The organism is Streptomyces sp. NPDC094147 (assembly GCF_044764265.1).
GTDB lineage: Bacteria > Actinomycetota > Actinomycetes > Streptomycetales > Streptomycetaceae > Streptomyces.
The window spans coordinates 56,283-74,964 of record NZ_JBIWHT010000022.1; the positions used below are offsets into that span (position 1 = coordinate 56,283).

18 protein-coding genes and 1 riboswitch are annotated in these 18,682 nt (G+C 71.0%); of the genes, 11 read left to right on the plus strand and 7 right to left on the minus strand.

The annotated features are described in order from the left end of the window. Positions 1-274: 274 nt before the first annotated feature. Positions 275-1,117 carry an RNA polymerase sigma factor WhiG gene (gene whiG / locus ACIQ8J_RS26715; protein ID WP_403275128.1) on the plus strand — a complete coding sequence of 281 codons (843 nt, stop codon included), beginning with the start codon at positions 275-277 and terminating at the stop codon, positions 1,115-1,117. An 83-nt stretch (positions 1,118-1,200) separates the two neighbouring features. Next, positions 1,201-1,758, plus strand: a complete 558-nt coding sequence (locus ACIQ8J_RS26720; RefSeq protein WP_403275217.1) for a TetR/AcrR family transcriptional regulator — start codon at positions 1,201-1,203, stop codon at positions 1,756-1,758. 66 nt (positions 1,759-1,824) lie between these two features. Here ACIQ8J_RS26720 and ACIQ8J_RS26725 read toward each other — a convergent pair whose 3' ends face one another. Continuing rightward, the gene (locus tag ACIQ8J_RS26725) at positions 1,825-2,289 is read right to left on the minus strand and encodes a M23 family metallopeptidase (RefSeq protein ID WP_403275126.1); all 465 of its coding nucleotides are present in this window, start codon (positions 2,287-2,289) and stop codon (positions 1,825-1,827) included. A gap of 294 nt (positions 2,290-2,583) precedes the next feature. Here ACIQ8J_RS26725 and rpsB point away from each other — a divergent pair, with 294 nt between their 5' ends. The 9 genes from rpsB to ACIQ8J_RS26770 all read left to right on the plus strand — a co-directional run bounded on the left by rpsB (position 2,584) and on the right by ACIQ8J_RS26770 (position 12,384). After that, entirely contained in the window at positions 2,584-3,483 is a 900-nt protein-coding gene (gene rpsB / locus ACIQ8J_RS26730) for a 30S ribosomal protein S2 (protein WP_403275124.1), read from the plus strand. A 120-nt stretch (positions 3,484-3,603) separates the two neighbouring features. Further along, the gene (gene tsf, locus ACIQ8J_RS26735) at positions 3,604-4,440 is read left to right on the plus strand and encodes a translation elongation factor Ts (protein ID WP_403275121.1); all 837 of its coding nucleotides are present in this window, start codon (positions 3,604-3,606) and stop codon (positions 4,438-4,440) included. 160 nt (positions 4,441-4,600) lie between these two features. Next, positions 4,601-5,389: a UMP kinase gene (gene pyrH, locus ACIQ8J_RS26740; RefSeq protein ID WP_403275119.1), complete on the plus strand. Its 789-nt coding sequence runs from the start codon at positions 4,601-4,603 to the stop codon at positions 5,387-5,389. Between the two features lie 124 nt (positions 5,390-5,513). Further along, positions 5,514-6,071 (plus strand): ribosome recycling factor, encoded by a 558-nt coding sequence (gene frr / locus ACIQ8J_RS26745; RefSeq protein ID WP_399056207.1) that lies wholly within the window; start codon positions 5,514-5,516, stop codon positions 6,069-6,071. Beyond that, a complete protein-coding gene (locus tag ACIQ8J_RS26750; RefSeq protein WP_403275116.1) occupies positions 6,071-7,180 on the plus strand; it encodes a phosphatidate cytidylyltransferase in 1,110 nt (369 codons plus the stop codon). Before frr ends, ACIQ8J_RS26750 begins: the two co-directional genes overlap by 1 nt. 90 nt (positions 7,181-7,270) lie before the next feature. Further along, the gene (gene rlmN, locus ACIQ8J_RS26755) at positions 7,271-8,377 is read left to right on the plus strand and encodes a 23S rRNA (adenine(2503)-C(2))-methyltransferase RlmN (protein WP_053729267.1); all 1,107 of its coding nucleotides are present in this window, start codon (positions 7,271-7,273) and stop codon (positions 8,375-8,377) included. A gap of 30 nt (positions 8,378-8,407) precedes the next feature. Next, positions 8,408-8,527, plus strand: a riboswitch (TPP riboswitch). 82 nt (positions 8,528-8,609) lie between these two features. Then, a complete protein-coding gene (locus ACIQ8J_RS26760; protein WP_403275113.1) occupies positions 8,610-9,701 on the plus strand; it encodes a thiamine ABC transporter substrate binding subunit in 1,092 nt (363 codons plus the stop codon). Positions 9,702-9,748: 47 nt separating this feature from the next. Continuing rightward, positions 9,749-11,362: an ABC transporter permease gene (locus ACIQ8J_RS26765; protein ID WP_403275215.1), complete on the plus strand. Its 1,614-nt coding sequence runs from the start codon at positions 9,749-9,751 to the stop codon at positions 11,360-11,362. After that, positions 11,362-12,384 (plus strand): ABC transporter ATP-binding protein, encoded by a 1,023-nt coding sequence (locus ACIQ8J_RS26770; protein ID WP_403275111.1) that lies wholly within the window; start codon positions 11,362-11,364, stop codon positions 12,382-12,384. Before ACIQ8J_RS26765 ends, ACIQ8J_RS26770 begins: the two co-directional genes overlap by 1 nt. Before the next feature lie 50 nt (positions 12,385-12,434). Here the strand turns inward: ACIQ8J_RS26770 and ACIQ8J_RS26775 are convergent, their stop codons facing one another. The 6 genes from ACIQ8J_RS26775 to ACIQ8J_RS26800 all read right to left on the minus strand — a co-directional run bounded on the left by ACIQ8J_RS26775 (position 12,435) and on the right by ACIQ8J_RS26800 (position 18,677). Then, a complete protein-coding gene (locus ACIQ8J_RS26775) occupies positions 12,435-13,346 on the minus strand; it encodes a hypothetical protein (RefSeq protein WP_403275109.1) in 912 nt (303 codons plus the stop codon). A gap of 112 nt (positions 13,347-13,458) precedes the next feature. After that, positions 13,459-14,583 (minus strand): LOG family protein, encoded by a 1,125-nt coding sequence (locus tag ACIQ8J_RS26780; RefSeq protein WP_403275107.1) that lies wholly within the window; start codon positions 14,581-14,583, stop codon positions 13,459-13,461. A gap of 134 nt (positions 14,584-14,717) precedes the next feature. After that, positions 14,718-15,875 carry a hypothetical protein gene (locus ACIQ8J_RS26785; protein ID WP_403275105.1) on the minus strand — a complete coding sequence of 386 codons (1,158 nt, stop codon included), beginning with the start codon at positions 15,873-15,875 and terminating at the stop codon, positions 14,718-14,720. Then, positions 15,857-16,594, minus strand: coding sequence for an ATP-binding cassette domain-containing protein (locus tag ACIQ8J_RS26790; RefSeq protein ID WP_403275103.1), 738 nt, complete (start codon positions 16,592-16,594; stop codon positions 15,857-15,859). The genes ACIQ8J_RS26785 and ACIQ8J_RS26790 overlap by 19 nt, the downstream gene beginning before the upstream one ends. A 173-nt stretch (positions 16,595-16,767) precedes the next feature. Continuing rightward, positions 16,768-18,147, minus strand: coding sequence for an aspartate aminotransferase family protein (locus ACIQ8J_RS26795; protein WP_403275101.1), 1,380 nt, complete (start codon positions 18,145-18,147; stop codon positions 16,768-16,770). After that, positions 18,132-18,677 carry an Lrp/AsnC family transcriptional regulator gene (locus tag ACIQ8J_RS26800; protein ID WP_403275099.1) on the minus strand — a complete coding sequence of 182 codons (546 nt, stop codon included), beginning with the start codon at positions 18,675-18,677 and terminating at the stop codon, positions 18,132-18,134. Before ACIQ8J_RS26800 ends, ACIQ8J_RS26795 begins: the two co-directional genes overlap by 16 nt. Positions 18,678-18,682 lie beyond the last annotated feature (5 nt).

The following is an 18,682-nucleotide window of genomic DNA, read 5'->3' on the forward strand; positions in this document are numbered from 1 at the left end:
GCGAGCGTGCGCGCCAGGCACCGCGGGCCCCGGACGGGGGTGAGACACAGGCACTGAAGCGCGACGTCCACCGCGAGCCGCACGACAGCGCTTTCGGGGCCGGAGCCCAGCGCGACGGCCCCCACCTGCACCTGCGCCCAGGCCCGCAAGAGCGACCCCACCCGACCTCCCGGCCTTCGCGCACCGCGACAGTCCAGTCACGCTACGCTCACGAGAACCCCGACCGGAACAGCCCCTCCCGCTCACGTCACAGCAGAACGGCTCAAGGCAACGCATGCCCCAGCACACCTCCGGGTCTGATCGCGCGGCAGCGCCCCCCGCTGCCCGCGGCAGCGGCACCGTGCGGCCACCGGCACCCTCGTCCGTCGACGAGCTGTGGCGGTCGTACAAGGCCACCGGCGACGAGCGGCTGCGCGAGCAGTTGATCCTGCACTACTCGCCCCTGGTGAAGTACGTCGCGGGACGCGTGAGCGTGGGCCTGCCGCCCAACGTCGAACAGGCCGATTTCGTGTCCTCCGGGGTCTTCGGGCTCATCGACGCCATCGAGAAGTTCGACATTGAGCGGGCCATCAAGTTCGAGACGTACGCCATCACCCGGATCCGCGGCGCGATGATCGACGAACTCCGCGCCCTCGACTGGATCCCGCGCTCCGTACGACAGAAGGCCCGCGCCGTGGAACGCGCCTACGCCACCCTCGAAGCGCAGCTGAGACGCACCCCATCCGAGGCGGAGGTCGCCGCCGAAATGGGCATCGCCGTCGAGGAACTGCACGCCGTCTTCAGCCAGTTGTCGCTCGCCAACGTCGTCGCCCTCGAAGAACTGCTGCACGTCGGCGGCGAGAGCGGCGACCGGCTCAGCCTCATGGACACCCTGGAGGACACCTCCGCCGACGACCCCGTCGAAGTCGCCGAGGACCGCGAACTGCGCCGACTGCTCGCCCGCGCCATCAACACCCTTCCCGAACGCGAGAAGACGGTCGTCACGCTCTACTACTACGAAGGCCTCACCCTCGCCGAGATCGGCAACGTGCTCGGCGTCACCGAGAGCAGGGTGAGCCAGATCCACACCAAGTCGGTGCTCCAGCTGAGGGCCAAGCTGGCCGACGTCGGGCGGTGAGAGGCACCGGCGAATCGTCCCCGCCGATGACCCCGCCGCCCCGGCCGTAAAGTGGAGCAGTGCCCAGGATCCGAGCGGCCTCCGTGGCCGAGCACCGCACCATGCAGCGCGACGCCCTCCTTGACGCCGCACGCTCCCTGCTGTCCGAAGGCGGCACGGAAGCGCTGACCTTCCCCGCCCTGGCCGAGCGCACCGGCCTCGCCCGCTCGTCCGTGTACGAGTACTTCCGCTCCCGGGCCGCGGTGGTCGAGGAACTCTGCGCCGTCGACTTCCCGCTCTGGGCCGCCGAGATCGAAGGCGCGATGCAGCGGGCCGAAACCCCCGAGGGCAAGGTCGAGGCGTACGTGCGCCACCAGCTCGGCCTCGTCGGCGACCAGCGCCACCGGGCCGTCGTCGCCATCTCCGCCAGCGAGCTCGACGCCGGCGCCCGCGAGAAGATCCGCGCCGCGCACGGCGGTCTCATCGCCATGATCGTCGAAGCCCTGGCCGACCTCGACCACGACCAGCCCCGCCTCGCCGCCCTGCTCCTCCAGGGCATCGTCGACGCAGCGGTCCGCCGCATCGAACAGGGCCCCGCCGAACCCCCCTCCGCCATCGCGGACGCGGCGGTGGCGATGGCGCTGCGCGGCGTCAAAGGCTGAACCTTCGGGGGGGGCTCCCCCCCGCCCCCTCCCCCCCCACCCCGCCCCGCCCCTACCCCCCTCACCTCACCCGTCCTCAACCACCCCCACCACCGGCAGCAGCCGTGACGGCCCGGCGCGGTGCAGGAGGAGCAGCGGGTTCAGGTAGGTGTCGCCTCTCAGGAGGCCCCAGTGCAGGCAGCCCGTAGCGCAGTGGGAGGGGCCTTCGGCCGTGGTGGCCACTACTTCGCCCGCGGTTACTTCGGTGCCCTGGGTGACGAGGGGGTGTACGGGTTCGTAGGTCGTTCTCAATGGTGGGGTTGTGGGGCCGGGCAGGGTGATGGTCAGGACTCCTTGGCCTGCCACCTGGCCCGCGAAGGTGACGCGGCCCGTGGCGGCTGCCCGGACGGGGGTGCCCGGGGGTGCGGCGAGGTCGATGCCGCGGTGGCCGGGGCCGTAGGGGGTGGCCGGTGGGGCCCAGGGGTGGACGACGGTGGGCGGGAGGACGGGCCAGGTGGCCGCGGCCAGGGCGAGGAGGAGTGCTCGGTACATGGGTCACAGGGTCCCGGTGCGGGGCCCGGGGATGTGGATCTTGGCTCGGAACTGTGGAGTACTGGGCGGTTGTGGACAGCGCCGTCACCCGGCACTGTGCGGGTCCCGTACACTTCTTGTGGCGATCCGGGTCACCGGGTCGACTTCGCACGCCCCGCCAGTGGTCTCACGATCATCGCTGGCCGCGCCTCTCGGTCCTTCGCCCGTCAAGGGTTCAGGGCACGGCGCACCGGGGCGTCAGGCGCGGCAGCCGACCGGCCGCCGCGGTAACCGAGTACCTCAAGGAGTACGGCCATGGCCGTCGTCACGATGCGGGAGCTGCTGGAGAGCGGCGTCCACTTCGGTCACCAGACCCGTCGCTGGAACCCGAAGATGAAGCGCTTCATCTTCACCGAGCGCAACGGCATCTACATCATCGACCTGCTCCAGTCGCTGTCGTACATCGACCGCGCCTACGAGTTCGTCAAGGAGACCGTCGCGCACGGCGGCTCCATCATGTTCGTCGGCACCAAAAAGCAGGCGCAGGAAGCGATCGCCGAGCAGGCGACGCGCGTGGGCATGCCCTACGTCAACCAGCGCTGGCTCGGCGGCATGCTGACCAACTTCTCCACCGTCTACAAGCGTCTGCAGCGCCTCAAGGAGCTCGAGCAGATCGACTTCGAGGACGTCGCGGCCTCGGGTCTCACCAAGAAGGAGCTCCTGGTCCTCTCGCGCGAGAAGGCCAAGCTGGAGAAGACCCTCGGTGGTATCCGCGAGATGCAGAAGGTGCCGAGCGCCGTCTGGATCGTCGACACCAAGAAGGAGCACATCGCCGTCGGTGAGGCGCGCAAGCTCCACATCCCGGTCGTCGCGATCCTCGACACCAACTGCGACCCCGACGAGGTCGACTACAAGATCCCGGGCAACGACGACGCGATCCGTTCCGTCACCCTGCTCACCCGCGTGATCGCCGACGCCGTCGCCGAGGGCCTCATCGCCCGTTCCGGCGTGGCCACCGGCGACTCGAAGCCGGGCGAGAAGGCGGCCGGCGAGCCGCTCGCCGAGTGGGAGCGCGACCTGCTCGAGGGTGAGAAGAAGGCCGACGACGCCGAGGCCCCCGCTGCCGCCGAGGCCGAGAAGCCGGCCGAGGCCGCTGCCGAGGCTCCGGTCGCCGAGGCCACCGAGGCTCCGGCCGCGGACGCCGAGCAGGCCTGACCCCTCACCGGGACCCACAGGTTCGGTAGTTGACGGCGGGGGCCACAAGCCCCCGCCGTCGACCCGTAGCCCCGCAGATCTTCGTAGATCTTTCAGACTCCGAGAGAGAAACACAGACTCATGGCGAACTACACCGCCGCTGACGTCAAGAAGCTCCGTGAGCTCACCGGCGCCGGCATGATGGACTGCAAGAAGGCCCTGGACGAGGCCGACGGCAACGTCGACAAGGCCGTCGAGGCCCTGCGCATCAAGGGTCAGAAGGGCGTCGCCAAGCGCGAGGGCCGTTCTGCCGAGAACGGCGCCGTCGTCTCCCTCATCGCCGAGGACAAGACCTCCGGCGTCCTGGTCGAGCTGAAGTGCGAGACGGACTTCGTCGCCAAGGGTGACAAGTTCCAGGCCGTCGCCGCCAAGCTGGCCGAGCACGTCGCCGCCACCTCGCCGGCCGACCTGGCCGCGCTGCTCGCCTCCGAGATCGAGGCCGGCAAGACGGTTCAGGCGTACGTCGACGAGGCCAACGCCAACCTCGGCGAGAAGATCGTCCTGGACCGTTTCGCGCAGTTCTCCGACGGTTTCGTCTCCGCGTACATGCACCGCACCATGCCCGACCTGCCGCCGCAGATCGGTGTTCTGGTCGAGCTCGACCAGGACAACGCCGAGGTCGCCAAGGGCATCGCGCAGCACATCGCCGCCTTCGCGCCGAAGTACCTCACCCGTGAGGACGTTCCGGCCGAGGTCGTCGAGACCGAGCGCCGCGTCGCCGAGGAGACCACCCGCGCCGAGGGCAAGCCCGAGGCCGCGCTCCCGAAGATCGTCGAGGGTCGCGTCAACGGCTTCTTCAAGGACGCCACGCTCCTTGGCCAGCCGTACGCGCTCGACAACAAGAAGTCCGTCGAGCAGGTCCTGAAGGAGGCCGGTGTCACCCTGAAGCGCTTCACGCGCATCAAGGTTGGCATCTGAGTCTGTTCAGCGTTCGACACTAGACCCCGCTAGGGTCTGAGGCAGTCGTCGGCCGCGCACGCGACGGACGACCGCAGATCTGACGAGGAGGCCATTGCCGCTAGGGACTACGAGTACCCACCGGCAATGGCCTTCTTCGTATGTGCACGAGGAGATCCCCATGAATCAGGGCGCGGACGCCGCCAAGGCCGATCACCCGGCCGACAACAAGCGCGATGACGGCAAGGTCGCCGGGCGCTTCATGCTGAAGCTTTCCGGTGAGGCGTTCGCCGGCGGTGGGGGGCTCGGTGTCGACCCCGACGTCGTGCACAACATCGCCCGCGAGATCGCCGCAGTGGTCCGGGACGGCGCGCAGATCGCCGTCGTCATCGGCGGAGGCAACTTCTTCCGGGGGGCCGAGCTCCAGCAGCGCGGTATGGACCGGGCGCGCTCCGACTACATGGGCATGCTCGGTACGGTCATGAACTGCCTCGCCCTCCAGGACTTCCTGGAGAAGGAGGGCATCGACTCGCGCGTCCAGACCGCCATCACGATGGGTCAGGTCGCCGAGCCGTACATCCCGCTGCGGGCCGTACGCCACCTGGAGAAGGGCCGCGTCGTCATCTTCGGCGCCGGCATGGGCATGCCCTACTTCTCCACCGACACCACCGCAGCCCAGCGGGCCCTGGAGATCGACGCCGAGGCCATGCTGATGGGCAAGAACGGGGTGGACGGGGTCTATGACTCCGACCCCCGCGTCAACACGGACGCGGTGAAGTTCGACGCGCTGGAGTACGGCGAGGTCATCACGCGGGATCTGAAGGTCGCCGACATGACCGCCATCACCCTGTGCCGCGACAACAACCTCCCGATCCTCGTCTTCGAGCTGCTCACAGCGGGCAACATCGCGCGCGCCGTCAAGGGTGAGAAGATCGGCACCCTCGTGAGCGACCAGGGCACCCGGGCCTGACCGGGGGATGGACAATCCCCTGCCGGTCGGACACCGTGCAGGGAAAGACGCTGGTTATCCAGGGCCCAGGGCCTCAGGTCGCACTGAGAACTCCCGGCCCACCCAAGACATGCAGGAGCAAAGCGTGATCGAAGAAATCCTCCTCGAGGCCGAGGAGAAGATGGAGAAGGCCGTCGTGGTCGCCAAGGAGGACTTCGCCGCGATTCGCACCGGGCGTGCGCACCCGGCGATGTTCAACAAGATCGTGGCGGACTACTACGGCGCGCTGACGCCGATCAACCAGCTGGCCTCCTTCTCGGTGCCGGAGCCGCGCATGGCGGTGGTGACCCCGTTCGACAAGAGCGCGCTGCGCAACATCGAGCAGGCCATCCGCGACTCGGACCTGGGCGTCAACCCGAGCAACGACGGCAGCATCATCCGCGTGAACTTCCCGGAGCTCACCGAGGAGCGCCGCAAGGACTACATCAAGGTCGCGCGCACCAAGGCCGAGGACTCCAAGGTGTCGATCCGCTCCGTGCGCCGCAAGGCGAAGGACGCCCTCGACAAGCTCGTCAAGGACAAGGAGTCCGGCGAGGACGAGGTCCGCCGTGCGGAGAAGGAGCTCGACGACACCACCGCCAAGTACGTGGCGCAGGTCGACGAGTTGCTCAAGCACAAGGAAGCAGAGCTGCTCGAGGTCTGATGAACGACTCTTCCTGGGGGGCTCCGCCGAGACCCCAATACTGGGGAACCCCCGAGGGGCCTTCCCAGGGGGCGTTCCCGGCGGGGCCTGCATACGATGCGTATGACGCCCCGCCTCTGTCGAGGACGCAGCAGATGCCCGTCGTTCCCGACGCAGGCAGAGACGCAACTGACCGCGACGAACACGACCCGGGGGCCGCTCGGCTGGGCGGTTCCCTGTTCCGCGACGAGACGCCGCAGGAGCCCATGGCAAGCCCTCCGCCCACCCCGCCCGTGCCCGCGCAGCCGGAGAAGAAGCGGGCAGGCCGCGATCTGCGGGCCGCGATAGGGGTCGGCGTGGGGCTCGGCGCGGTGATCCTCGCGTCGCTGTTCATCGTGAAGGCCGCCTTCGTCGGGGTCATCGCGGTCGCCGTGGTCGTCGGTCTGTGGGAGCTGACCAGTCGCCTGGACGAGCGCAAGCAGATCAAGGCGCCCCTGGTGCCGCTCGCGGTCGGCGGCGCGGCGATGGTCGTCGCCGGGTACGCCAGCGGCCCCGAGGGCGCGTGGGTCGCCATGGCGCTCACCTCGCTCGCGGTGCTCGTGTGGCGGATGACGGAACGCCCCGAGGGCTACCTCAGGGATGTCACGGCGGGTGTGTTCGCCGCGTTCTACGTGCCGTTCCTCGCCACCTTCGTCGCGATGCTGCTCACCGCCTCCGACGGGCCCTGGCGGGTGCTCACCTTCCTGCTGCTCACGGTGGTCAGCGACACGGGCGCGTACGCGGTCGGCTGGCGCTTCGGCAAGCACAAGCTGGCGCCGCGCATCAGCCCCGGGAAGACCCGCGAGGGCCTGTTCGGCGCGGTGTCGTTCGCGATGGTGGCGGGCGCGCTGTGCATGCAGTTCCTGATCGACGACGGCACGTGGTGGCAGGGCCTGCTGCTCGGCCTCGCGGTCGCGGCGAGCGCCACGCTCGGCGACCTCGGCGAGTCGATGATCAAGCGGGACCTGGGCATCAAGGACATGGGCACCCTGCTGCCGGGCCACGGCGGCATCATGGACCGCCTGGACTCCCTGCTGCCGACGGCGCCGGTGGTCTGGCTGCTCCTCGCGATCTTCGTCGGGACCCGCTGACCTGCGTTTTCGTACGGCTTTGAACGGTGAGGGCTCGTCGTCCACAGGACGGCGAGCCCTTTTCCGTACGTCTGAGACACTTGAGGAACCATGCCCAAGCCCGGAGAACTCACTTTCGTCGCCCCCCGCGGAGCCAAGAAGCCGCCGCGGCACCTCGCCGACCTCTCGCCCGCCGAGCGCAAGGAAGCCGTCGCCGCGATCGGCGAGAAGCCGTTCCGCGCCAAGCAGCTCTCGCAGCACTACTTCGCGCGGTACGCCCACGACCCGGCGGAGTGGACCGACATCCCGCTCGCCGCGCGCGGCCGGCTCCAGGAGGAGCTGCTGCCCGATCTGATGTCGGTCGTGCGGCACATCTCGTGCGACGACGACACCACCCGCAAGACGCTGTGGAAGCTGCACGACGGGACGCTGGTCGAGTCCGTCCTGATGCGCTACCCGGACCGGGTGACGATGTGCATCTCCTCGCAGGCCGGCTGCGGCATGAACTGCCCGTTCTGCGCCACCGGCCAGGCGGGCCTGGACCGCAACCTGTCGACCGCCGAGATCGTGCACCAGATCGTGGACGGCATGCGCGCGCTGCGCGACGGCGAGGTCCCCGGCGGCCCCGCCCGCCTGTCCAACATCGTCTTCATGGGCATGGGCGAGCCGCTCGCCAACTACAAGCGCGTCGTCGGCGCCATCCGCCGCCTCACCGACCCCGAGCCGGACGGCCTGGGCCTGTCCCAGCGCGGCATCACCGTCTCCACCGTCGGCCTGGTGCCCGCCATGCACCGCTTCGCCGACGAGGGCTTCAAGTGCCGCCTCGCCGTCAGCCTGCACGCGCCGGACGACGAGCTGCGCGACACCCTCGTACCGGTCAACACCCGGTGGAAGGTGCGCGAAGTGCTCGACGCCGCCTGGGAGTACGCCGAGAAGTCCGGGCGCCGCATCTCCATCGAGTACGCCCTGATCCGCGACATCAACGACCAGGCGTGGCGCGGCGATCTGCTCGGCCGGCTCCTCAAGGGCAAGCGGGTGCACGTCAACCTCATCCCGCTGAACCCGACGCCGGGTTCGAAGTGGACGGCCTCGCGGCCCGAGGACGAGAAGGCGTTCGTCGAGGCCATCGCGGCGCACGGGGTGCCCGTGACCGTCCGCGACACCCGGGGCCAGGAGATCGACGGAGCCTGCGGTCAGCTCGCCGCCTCCGAGCGATAGGGCCCGTGTAATCTGGCCGGAAACATCTGCATATTCCGACAGGGGAGCGCCACAGCGCTGAGAGTGCGGGACCCGCTTCAGGGAACGGCCCGCAGACCCTCTGAACCTTGCCCCGGTCATTCGGGGTAGGAAGTTCGGCGATTACTCAAGCTGTTGCGCCCTGCCCGCACGACCTGCCGTCGTGCGGGCAGGGCCGCGTCTCTTCCTGGTCACATCCAGGAGGAATGAAGAAATGCGCAGTACCAAGAGGCTCGCGGCCGGCGCGCTCGCCGCCGCCCTCGGGGTCGTCACGCTGGCGGCCTGCGGCGGCTCGGACGGCAAGAAGGCGTCCGGCGCCACCGGCGACAAGACCGTGACGCTGGTCAGCCACGACTCCTTCGCCGCGTCGGACGCGGTGCTCAAGGCGTTCACCGCGCAGACCGGCTACACCGTGAAGGTCCTCAAGAGCGGGGACGCCGGGGCCGCCCTCAACCAGGAGATCCTCACCAAGGGCTCCCCGCGCGGCGACGTCTTCTTCGGCGTCGACAACACACTGCTCTCGCGCGCCCTCGACAACGGCATCTTCACGCCGTACGCCGCCAAGGGCCTGGACCGGCTGCCCGCCGACGTCCAGTTGGACCAGGGCAAGCACCGGGTCACGCCCGTCGACACCGGCGACATCTGCGTCAACTACGACAAGAAGTACTTCGCCGACAAGAAGCTGGCGCCCCCGCAGTCCTTCGACGACCTGATCAAGCCCGAGTACAAGAACCTCCTCGTCACGGAGAACGTGGCGACGTCGTCTCCCGGTCTCGGCTTCATGCTCGGCTCGGTCGCCAAGTACGGCGACGGAGGCTGGCAGGACTACTGGAAGAAGCTGAAGGCCAACGGCGTCAAGGTGGTCGACGGCTGGGAGCAGGCGTACAACACGGACTTCTCCGGTTCGGCCGGCGGCAAGAAGGCCAAGGGCGACCGGCCGCTGGTCGTCTCCTACGCCTCCAGCCCGCCCGCCGAGGTGATCTACGCCGACCCGAAGCCCACCGAGGCGCCGACCGGCGTCGCCACCAGCACCTGCTTCCGCCAGACCGAGTTCGCGGGCCTGCTCAAGGGCGCCAAGAACGAGGCCGGTGGCAAGGCGCTCCTGGACTTCCTGATCTCCAAGAAGTTCCAGGAGGACATGCCGCTCCAGATGTTCGTGGACCCGGTCGCCAAGGACGCGGCGCTGCCGGCGGAGTTCACCACGTTCGGTTCGAAGATCACCGACTCGGCGACCGTCGCCCCCGACAAGATCGCCAAGAACCGTGACCAGTGGGTCAAGACGTGGTCCTCGCTCGTCCTGAAGTAGACCGTCCCTCGGGGAAGCTGCGGGGCAACGCGGTGCGGCTGGGCCTGATGGCCCTGCCCGCCGTGTTCTTCGCCCTGTTCTTCGCCTGGCCCGTGGCCGCCATCGTCGGCCGCGGGCTGAAAGCGGACGGCGCCTGGCAGTTCGGCCGGATCGGCGAGGTGCTGACCGACCCGGACATCGCGCACGTCCTGTGGTTCACCACCTGGCAGGCGCTCGCCTCCACCGCGCTCACCCTCGTGATCGCGCTGCCCGGCGCATACGTCTTCGCGCGCTTCGACTTCCCCGGCAAACAGCTCCTGCGGGCCGTCGTCACCGTGCCGTTCGTGCTGCCGACGGTCGTGGTGGGCACCGCGTTCCTGGCGCTGCTCGGCCGCGGCGGGCTGCTCGACCAGCTGTGGGGCGTGCGCCTGGACACGACGGTGTGGGCGATCCTGCTCGCGCACGTCTTCTTCAACTACGCGGTGGTCGTACGGACCGTCGGCGGCCTGTGGTCGCAGCTCGACCACCGCCAGGAGGAAGCCGCCCGGGTCCTCGGCGCCTCCCGCCTCGCCGCCTGGCGCACGGTGACGCTGCCCGCGCTCGGCCCCGCGGTCGCCGCGGCCGCGCTCATGGTCTTCCTGTTCACCTTCACCTCCTTCGGCGTCGTCCAGATCCTCGGCGGCCCCACCTTCTCCACCCTCGAAGTGGAGATCTACCGGCAGACCGCCGAACTCCTGGACCTGCCGACCGCGGCCGTCCTGACGATCGTCCAGTTCGCGGCGGTCGGCGTGATCCTCGCCGTGCACGCCCGCACGGTGCGCCGCCGCGAGAGCGCCCTGAAACTCGTGGACCCCGCCCAGACCGCGCGGCGCCCGCGCGGCGCCGGCCAGTGGACACTCCTGGCATCCGTGCTCGCGGTCGTGGTGCTGCTCATCCTGCTCCCCGTCGGCGTCCTGATCGAACGCTCCCTGGACACCCCCGACGGCTACGGCCTCGGCTACTACCGGGCGCTCCAGGCCGCCGGGGACAACGGCAGCTTCCTCGTGCCGCCCATCGAGGCGATCGGGAACTCGCTCCAGTACGCCCTCGCCGCCACCGCCATCGCCCTGGTCATCGGCGCGCTCGCGGCCGCCGCGCTGACCCGGCGGGGGAGCGGACGGCTCGTGCGGGGCTTCGACGCGCTGCTCATGCTGCCGCTCGGCGTCTCCGCCGTCACCGTCGGCTTCGGATTCCTGATCACCCTCGACAGACCCCCGCTCGACCTCAGGACCTCCTGGATCCTGGTGCCGCTCGCCCAAGCGCTGGTGGGCACCCCCTTCGTCGTACGGATCATGCTGCCGGTGCTGCGCGCGGTGGACGGGAGGCTGCGCGAGGCGGCGGCCGTGCTCGGCGCGTCCCCGCTGCGGGCCTGGCGCGAGGTGGACCTGCCGCTGGTGCGGCGGTCCCTGCTCATCGCGGCGGGCTTCGCGTTCGCGGTCTCGCTCGGCGAATTCGGCGCGACCGTCTTCATCGCGCGGCCCGACCACCCGACGCTGCCCGTCGCCGTGGCCCGCCTCCTGGGCCGGGCCGGCGACCTCAACTACGGCCAGGCGATGGCCCTCAGCACGATTTTGATGGTGGTGTGCGCGGTGTCGCTGCTCGTCCTCGAACGCCTGCGGACCGACCGGAGCGGGGAGTTCTGATGCTGAGACTGGACGGCGTGACGGTACGTTTCGGCGACCGGGCCGCGCTCGACGCGGTCGACCTGGAGGTCGCCGAGCACGAGACGGTGTGCGTGCTCGGACCCAGCGGCAGCGGCAAGTCGACCCTGCTGCGGGTCGTCGCCGGGCTCCAAGCCGCCGACGCCGGACGGGTGTTGCTCGGTGGCGCCGACCAGAGCGGGGTGCCCGTGCACAGGCGCGGGCTGGGTCTGATGTTCCAGGACCACCAGCTCTTCCCGCAGCGCGACGTCGCCGGGAACGTGGCGTTCGGGCTGCGCATGCGGCGGGCCTCGCGGGACGAACAGGCACGCAGGGTCGGGGAGTTGCTGGATCTGGTCGGGCTGCCCGGCGCCGGGAAGCGGGCCGTCGCCGCGCTCTCCGGCGGCGAGCAGCAGCGCGTCGCGCTCGCCAGGGCGCTGGCGCCCTCCCCCCGGCTCTTGATGCTGGACGAGCCGCTCGGCCAGCTCGACCGCACCCTGCGCGAACGCCTCGTGGTCGAACTCCGGTCGCTGTTCGGGCAGTTGGGCACGACGGTGCTGGCCGTCACGCACGACCAGGGCGAGGCGTTCGCGCTGGCCGACCGGGTGGTGGTGATGCGGGACGGCCGCATCGCGCAGACCGGTACGCCGCTCCAGGTCTGGCAGCATCCCGCCTCGGAGTTCGTGGCCCGCTTCCTCGGCTTCGAGAACGTGGTGCCGGCGACGGTGGCGGGGGAGGTCGCGGACACGCCGTGGGGGAAGGTGCCGGTGCCGCTGGGCGCGGCGCAGGGCGCGGTGCGGCTGCTGGTCCGCCCCGCGGGGGTGTGTCTGGTACCGGAGCGGGACGGGCTGCCGTGCGCGGTGGAGGCGCGGACGTTCCGCGGCAACCACGTCGCCCTGCGGCTGCGGCCCGACGGCGGGCCGTTGCTGGAGGCGGAGTGCGGGCTGGAATCGGCGCCGGAGGTGGGCGACCGGGTGGCGGTCGCCTTCGCGGCGGGCGGCGTGGTGGTCCTGCCGGCGGGCTGAGGCCGCGGTCGGCCTGGGCCGGGGGTGGCGCCGGGCCCCGGACGCCGCGCCTAGCTCGTCGGGGTCAGTTCCTTCGCCGGGGCGGGCTGCGCCGAGCCGTGGGTGTCCGGGGAGCCGAACCACGCCACCGCCACCGCTCCCGCCACCGCGAGGACGAAGCCCAGGACCGCCATCCACGCGAGGCCCGCGCGGGACGCGTCGCCCAGCCACAGCACCCCGATCGCCCCCGGCAGCACCGTCTCGCCCACCACCAGCGCCGCAGTGGCACCGTTGACCGAGCCGATCTGCAGGGCCACCGTGTGCAGATACATGCCGCCGATGCCCGCCACCAGGATCGCGTACAGGGCGGGGTCGGCGAGCAGGGCGCCCGCGTCGAAGGGGTCGACGCCGTTCAGGACGCGGACGCCGACGCCGAGCGCGCCGAAGCCGAGGCCGGAGAGCAGACCGGCGAGGATCGCCGCGCGAGCGCCGAGCAGGCGTACCACCACCGTGCCCCCGGCCATCAGGAGCAGTGCGACGGCGAGCAGCCACCAGTGCGTGGCCACCGGGGTGTGCCCGCTGCCCTCGTGGCCGGCGGCCGACGCGAGCAGGACCAGGGCCGAGCAGACCACGCCGATGGACGTCCACTCCGCGCGGCTCAGCCGGATGCCGAGCAGCCTGACGCTGAGGACGGCCGTGATGACCAGGTTCGCGCTGATCACCGTCTGGGAGAGGAAGAGGGGCAGCAGGCGGGCGGCGAGCGCGCCGAGCCCGAAGCCGACGAAGTCGAGGACGGTCCCGACGATGAACTCCCAGGTCGTCGCGGCCTTCGCAGTGGAGGAGAGGCTGGGTCCGCCGTGCTGGGTCCGGTCGCTCGCGGCCGCGTCGCGGCGGGCCGACTTGCGGGATCCGACGGCTTGCAGGACCGAGCCCGTGCCGTAGCAGACCGAGGCGGCGATGGCGGTCAGCAGACCGAGCAGCACGGGTGACTCCGTTCATGGCGGGGGCAACCGGTTCGCCCCACTCCGCTTTACCAGACGTTTACTGGTCTTTGGGAGTTGCCTGGGGTCCCGCACTTTTCGGCCCGTTCGCCACTCAGGGCTCGCGCGACATGCGGGCGAGCGCCCCGGGGGCCTCGGACACCGAGTCGACCAGGGCGACCCGCACCTCCATCGGGCGGTCCGCGGCCAGCGCCTGGAGCAGCGGCCAGGCGGGCAGGCGCTCCGTCCAGTGCGCGCGGTCGACCAGGACCATGGGCGTCGGGCGGCCCCGCGACTCGTAGTAGTTCGGCGTGGCGTTGTCGAAGATCTCCTGTACGGTGCCGGCCGCGCCGGGCAGGAAGACGACGCCCGCGGTGGAGCGGGCCAGCAGGCCGTCCTCGCGGGTGGCGTTGACGAAGTACTTCGCGATCGCGTTCGCGAAGGCGTTCGGCGGCTCGTGGCCGTAGAACCAGGTGGGGATGCCCACCGAGGTGCCGCCGCGCGGCCAGCGCGTACGGACCTCGAAGGCGGACCGCGCCCACCGGGACACCGACGGCCTGAACGACGGCTGCCCGGCGAGGAGTTCGAGGGCCGAGCCGAGCATCTCGTCGGCGAAGGGCGCCGCGTACGCGCCGAGGTTCGCGGCCTCCATCGCGCCCGGACCGCCGCCCGTCGCCACCGTGAACCCTGCGCGGGCCAGGGTGCGGCCGAGCACGGCCGCGCCCCCGTACTCGGCGGTGCCGCGGGCCATCGCGTGGCCGCCCATCACGCCCACCACGCGCGCCCCGACGAGGAGTTCGTCCAGGGCGTCGGAGATCGCGTCGTCGTGGATGGAGCGCAGCATCGAGGAGAAGACGTCGCCGTCCGCCTTGGTCTGCTGGTACCAGGCGTAGGCGAGCGCGTCGGGTGTGTGCTCGTACCCCTCGGAGAGGCCCTCGAAGAGCTCGGCGGGGGAGTAGAGGCCGCCCCGGTAGGGGTCGAAGGGCAGCTGAGGGACGGGCGGGAAGACCAGGGCGCCGTCGGCGCGGACCTTCGCCGCCGCGTCCGGCTGCATCGCACAGCCGAGGAAGACCGCGCCCGCCGTGTCGGTGGCGAGCAGCGCGACCGTACGGGACGTCAGGTCGACCGACTGGACCCGGAATCCGGCCAGCGGGCCGCGGGCGACGGCCGTGTCGAACTCGGCGAGCGACTCGATCTCGATGTCGCTGCCCGAAGGGAACTGCACGTCTTCGTTCGGCATCTCGTCATGCTAAGCGCGCCGCTGGATGTGCGGTCGGTCGAGTGCGGGCCGGTCATCGGGTGGTCGCGCGGTTCCCCGCGCCCCCGGGGGGGCGCGGCAGCGAATCGGACGTCGACACGTCGGCTCGGCGCGGATCAGCCCCGCAACGGCAGCGCCGCCAGTTCGGAGATCACCAAGGTCAGCGGCGCGAACACCGCCAGCAGGGCGAGGGCCCTGAGGGCCGCGGCGCCGAGGAGCAGCTTCGCCGGAGCGCCGAGGCTCAGCAGCACGGCCGTGGTCTCGGCGCGGGCGTGCCGGGACTCCAGCGCGGCGGTCAGCAGCGTGGCCATCGTGCAGCTCATCACCAGGGCCGCGCCGAGGCCGGTCAGCGGGCCGAAGGGGTGCGGGCCCCGGCCGCCGTACAGCGTGACCACCGCGATCGCCCCGGAGGCCACCGCGCTCACCACACCCAGCGGGCGCCCGATGCGGCGGGCCTCCGCCATCAGGACCCGGCCCGCGAGCAGCCGGGCCGCGCCCGGACGGGCCATCTGGAGCAGCCACCCGCTGAAGTGCGCGAGGCCCGGACCCGCGACCGCGAGGCCCAGGGCGGTCAGCGCCCACCCGGCGAGCACCCCGGCCGGGCTGGCCTGCGCATGGCCCGGCATCGGGAGCGCCGAATCCGCCGCGCCACGGCTCAGGTACGACTCGACCGCGAGGCCCGCCGCGACGAGCGTGACGCCCCAGGGCAGCCCGCTCGGCGCGGGCGCGGGCTCATCGGGGTGGACCGGGTCGCTCGTGTCGGCGGGGCGCCGGGCGTGCGGGCGCAGCGCGAACCCGGCCGCCGCCCAGGCCGACACCGGCAGGATGGTGAGCAGGGTCAGCGCGCCCGCCAGCGGCATCGGCCGGTCGGCGGCGAGCAGACCCGCGGCCGAGCCGTCGAAGGGGAGGCCGGTGACGTCGCCGCGCAGATGCAGATACGTCACGAGCGCCACCGCCGAGCCGAGCGTGCAGGCCACCGCCGTGGACGCGGTGGCGATCGCGGTCAGCCGGGCCGGGCCCAGGCCCACCGCGGACAGCCCCTTACGCGGCCGGGTGCTCGGGTCGGTGCGGGCCACGGCGACCGCGAAGTGCACCGCGGCCGCCAGCGGAACCGCGCACCACAGCAGCCGCAGCACCGACCCCGAGGGGTGGTCGACCGCGTAGCCGAGGGTGCACAGCAGGAGGAGGCCGACCCCGGCCGAGGCCGCCGCCACCAGCAGGCGGCGCAGCAGGATCAGGGGATGGGTGCCGCGGGCTAGACGGAGAGCGAGCACGCCTCAAGGCCCTCCGCATCCGAAGTGCCCCTGTTTCCACGGGCGTTGACCCGGCGTCCGTCGATCAGGATCACCGTGCGGTCGGCGAGTGCGGCCACCTCGGTGTCGTGGGTGGCGATGAGCGTGGTGATCCGGTGCGAGCGGGCCGCGGTGAGCAGGGTGCGCAGCACCTGGGCCGCGTCGGCGCGGTGCAGGGCCGCGGTCGGCTCGTCGGCGAACAGTACGGCGGGGGCGGTCACCAGGGCGCGGGCGATCGCGACGCGCTGGCGCTGCGCCTGGAGCAGGGCGTGCGGGCGCTTCTTGGCGCACGTGTCGATGTCGAGGCGCTCCAGCCACTCCAGGGCGGCCTTCTTCGCGGGACGGTGCGCGATGCCGCGCAGCAGGAGCGGCAGGGCCGCGTTCTCCCAGGCGTTCAGTTCGGGGACCAGGGTGGCTTCGGGGTCGATCCAGCCGAAGCGGTCGCGGCGCAGCTGCTCACGGGCCGCGGCGCCCAGGGTGTGCACGGCGCCGCTGTTGAACCACACCTCGCCCTCGTCCGGCACCAGCTGGCCCGACAGACAGCGCAGCAGGGTCGTCTTGCCGCAGCCGCGCGGGCCGCCGACGGCGAGGATCTCGCCCTCGCGTACCTCGACACTGACGCCGTTCAGGGCGGGCGAGCCGCTGTGGGAATGGTGCAGGGAACGCGCCCACAGCACGTCGTTGTCCGGCGGAGCCACCATGGTGCACACCTCGGTTCGGATCAGAATTCCTGCTCCCCCGCACGAGGGAACGAAGGCAGGGCCGATCGGTCACTGGGCACGCTAGGGAGTGGCGGGTGGCTGACCCAACAGCACGCGGCCCGGCCGCGCCCATCTCACTCGGATGGGCGCGGCCGGGCCGTGGGCGCGGACGGTCAGAGCTTCGTCCAGGCCTCGTCAAGGACCTGACGCAGTACGCCCTCGATCTCGTCGAAGGTCGCCTGGTCGGAGATCAGCGGCGGGGCGAGCTGGACGACCGGGTCGCCGCGGTCGTCGGCCCGGCAGTACAGGCCGTTGTCGTAGAGCGCCTTCGACAGGAAGCCGTACAGGACGCGCTCGGTCTCCTCGTCGTTGAAGGTCTCCTTGGTGGCCTTGTCCTTCACCAGCTCGATGCCGTAGAAGAAGCCGTTGCCGCGCACGTCGCCGACGATCGGCAGGTCGTGCAGCTTCTTGAGGGTGTCGAAGAAGGCGCCCTCGTTGTCGAGGACGTGCTGGTTGAGGCCCTCGCGCTCGAAGATGTCGAGGTTGGCCAGGCCCACCGCGGCGGAGACCGGGTGGCCGCCGAAGGTGTAGCCGTGCAGGAAGGTGTTGTCGCCCTTGTAGAACGGCTCGGCGAGCTTGTCGGAGATGATGCAGGCGCCGATCGGGGAGTAGCCCGAGGTCATGCCCTTGGCGCAGGTGATCATGTCCGGGACGTAGCCGAACTTGTCGCAGGCGAACATCGTGCCGAGGCGGCCGAAGGCGCAGATGACCTCGTCGGAGACGAGCAGCACGTCGTACTTGTCGCAGATCTCGCGGACCCGCTGGAAGTAGCCGGGCGGCGGCGGGAAGCAGCCGCCCGCGTTCTGCACCGGCTCCAGGAAGACGGCGGCGACGGTCTCGGGGCCCTCGAAGAGGATCTCCTGCTCGATCTGGTCGGCGGCCCAGCGGCCGAAGGCGACCGGGTCGTCGCCGTGGATCGGGGCGCGGTAGATGTTGGTGTTCGGCACCTTGTGCGCGCCGGGGACCAGCGGCTCGAAGGGGGCCTTCAGGGCCGGCAGACCGGTGATGGACAGGGCGCCCTGCGGGGTGCCGTGGTAGGCGACCGCACGCGAGATGACCTTGTACTTGGTGTGGTTGCCGGTGAGCTTGTGGTACTGCTTCGCCAGCTTCCACGCGGTCTCGACGGCCTCGCCGCCGCCGGTGGTGAAGAAGACCTTGTTGAGGTCGCCCGGAGCGTAGTTCGCGAGGCGCTCGGCGAGCTCGACGGCCTTGGGGTGGGCGTAGGACCAGACCGGGAAGAAGGCCAGCTCCTGCGCCTGCTTGTACGCGGTCTCGGCGAGCTCGTGACGGCCGTGTCCTGCGTTGACGACGAACAGGCCCGACAGGCCGTCGAGGTACTTCTTGCCCTTGTCGTCGTAGATGTAGGTGCCTTCGCCACGGACGATGGTGGGAACGGGCGCGTTCTCGTACGACGACATGCGGGTGAAGTGCATCCACAGGTGGTCGTAGGCGGTCTGGCTGAGGTCCTTGCTCACGGCTATCGGGTTCCCCACATATAGGTCTGCTTCTTCAGCTTGAGGTAGACGAAGCTCTCGGTGGAGCGCACGCCGGGGAGGGCGCGGATCCTCTTGTTGATCACTTCGAGGAGGTGGTCGTCGTCCTCGCAGACGACCTCCACCATCAGGTCGAAGGAGCCCGCGGTCATCACCACGTACTCGCATTCGGCCATGGCCGTCAGCGCCTCCGCCACGGGGTCGAGATCGCCCTCGACGCGGATGCCGACCATCGCCTGGCGCCGGAACCCCACGGTGAGCGGGTCGGTGACGGCGACGATCTGCATCACGCCCTGGTCGAGCAGCTTCTGGACGCGCTGGCGCACGGCCGCCTCGGACAGGCCCACGGCCTTGCCGATCGCGGCGTACGGGCGGCGCCCGTCTTCCTGGAGCTGCTCGATGATCGCCAGGGAGACGGCGTCGATCGACGTTCCGTTGCTGCGACGCGGAGCGTCTCCTTGAGGGGCGGTGGTCGGGAGACGGGAGGGCGGTCCGTTCCCGATCCTGGGGTCTTCGCTTCGGCTGGCCACGAAGC

What these genes read in the sequence shown, in the direction of transcription:
- rlmN (WP_053729267.1), top strand. Translation starts at nt 7,271, where the DNA reads ATGCCCAAGCCCGGAGAACTCACTTTCGTCGCCCCCCGCGGAGCCAAG.
- ACIQ8J_RS26750 (WP_403275116.1), top strand. Translation starts at nt 6,071, where the DNA reads ATGAACGACTCTTCCTGGGGGGCTCCGCCGAGACCCCAATACTGGGGA.
- ACIQ8J_RS26725 (WP_403275126.1), bottom strand. Translation starts at nt 2,289, where the DNA reads ATGTACCGAGCACTCCTCCTCGCCCTGGCCGCGGCCACCTGGCCCGTC.
- ACIQ8J_RS26765 (WP_403275215.1), top strand. Translation starts at nt 9,749, where the DNA reads ATGGCCCTGCCCGCCGTGTTCTTCGCCCTGTTCTTCGCCTGGCCCGTG.
- pyrH (WP_403275119.1), top strand. Translation starts at nt 4,601, where the DNA reads ATGAATCAGGGCGCGGACGCCGCCAAGGCCGATCACCCGGCCGACAAC.
- whiG (WP_403275128.1), top strand. Translation starts at nt 275, where the DNA reads ATGCCCCAGCACACCTCCGGGTCTGATCGCGCGGCAGCGCCCCCCGCT.
- tsf (WP_403275121.1), top strand. Translation starts at nt 3,604, where the DNA reads ATGGCGAACTACACCGCCGCTGACGTCAAGAAGCTCCGTGAGCTCACC.
- ACIQ8J_RS26780 (WP_403275107.1), bottom strand. Translation starts at nt 14,583, where the DNA reads ATGCCGAACGAAGACGTGCAGTTCCCTTCGGGCAGCGACATCGAGATC.
- ACIQ8J_RS26760 (WP_403275113.1), top strand. Translation starts at nt 8,610, where the DNA reads ATGCGCAGTACCAAGAGGCTCGCGGCCGGCGCGCTCGCCGCCGCCCTC.
- rpsB (WP_403275124.1), top strand. Translation starts at nt 2,584, where the DNA reads ATGGCCGTCGTCACGATGCGGGAGCTGCTGGAGAGCGGCGTCCACTTC.
- ACIQ8J_RS26770 (WP_403275111.1), top strand. Translation starts at nt 11,362, where the DNA reads ATGCTGAGACTGGACGGCGTGACGGTACGTTTCGGCGACCGGGCCGCG.
- ACIQ8J_RS26790 (WP_403275103.1), bottom strand. Translation starts at nt 16,594, where the DNA reads ATGGTGGCTCCGCCGGACAACGACGTGCTGTGGGCGCGTTCCCTGCAC.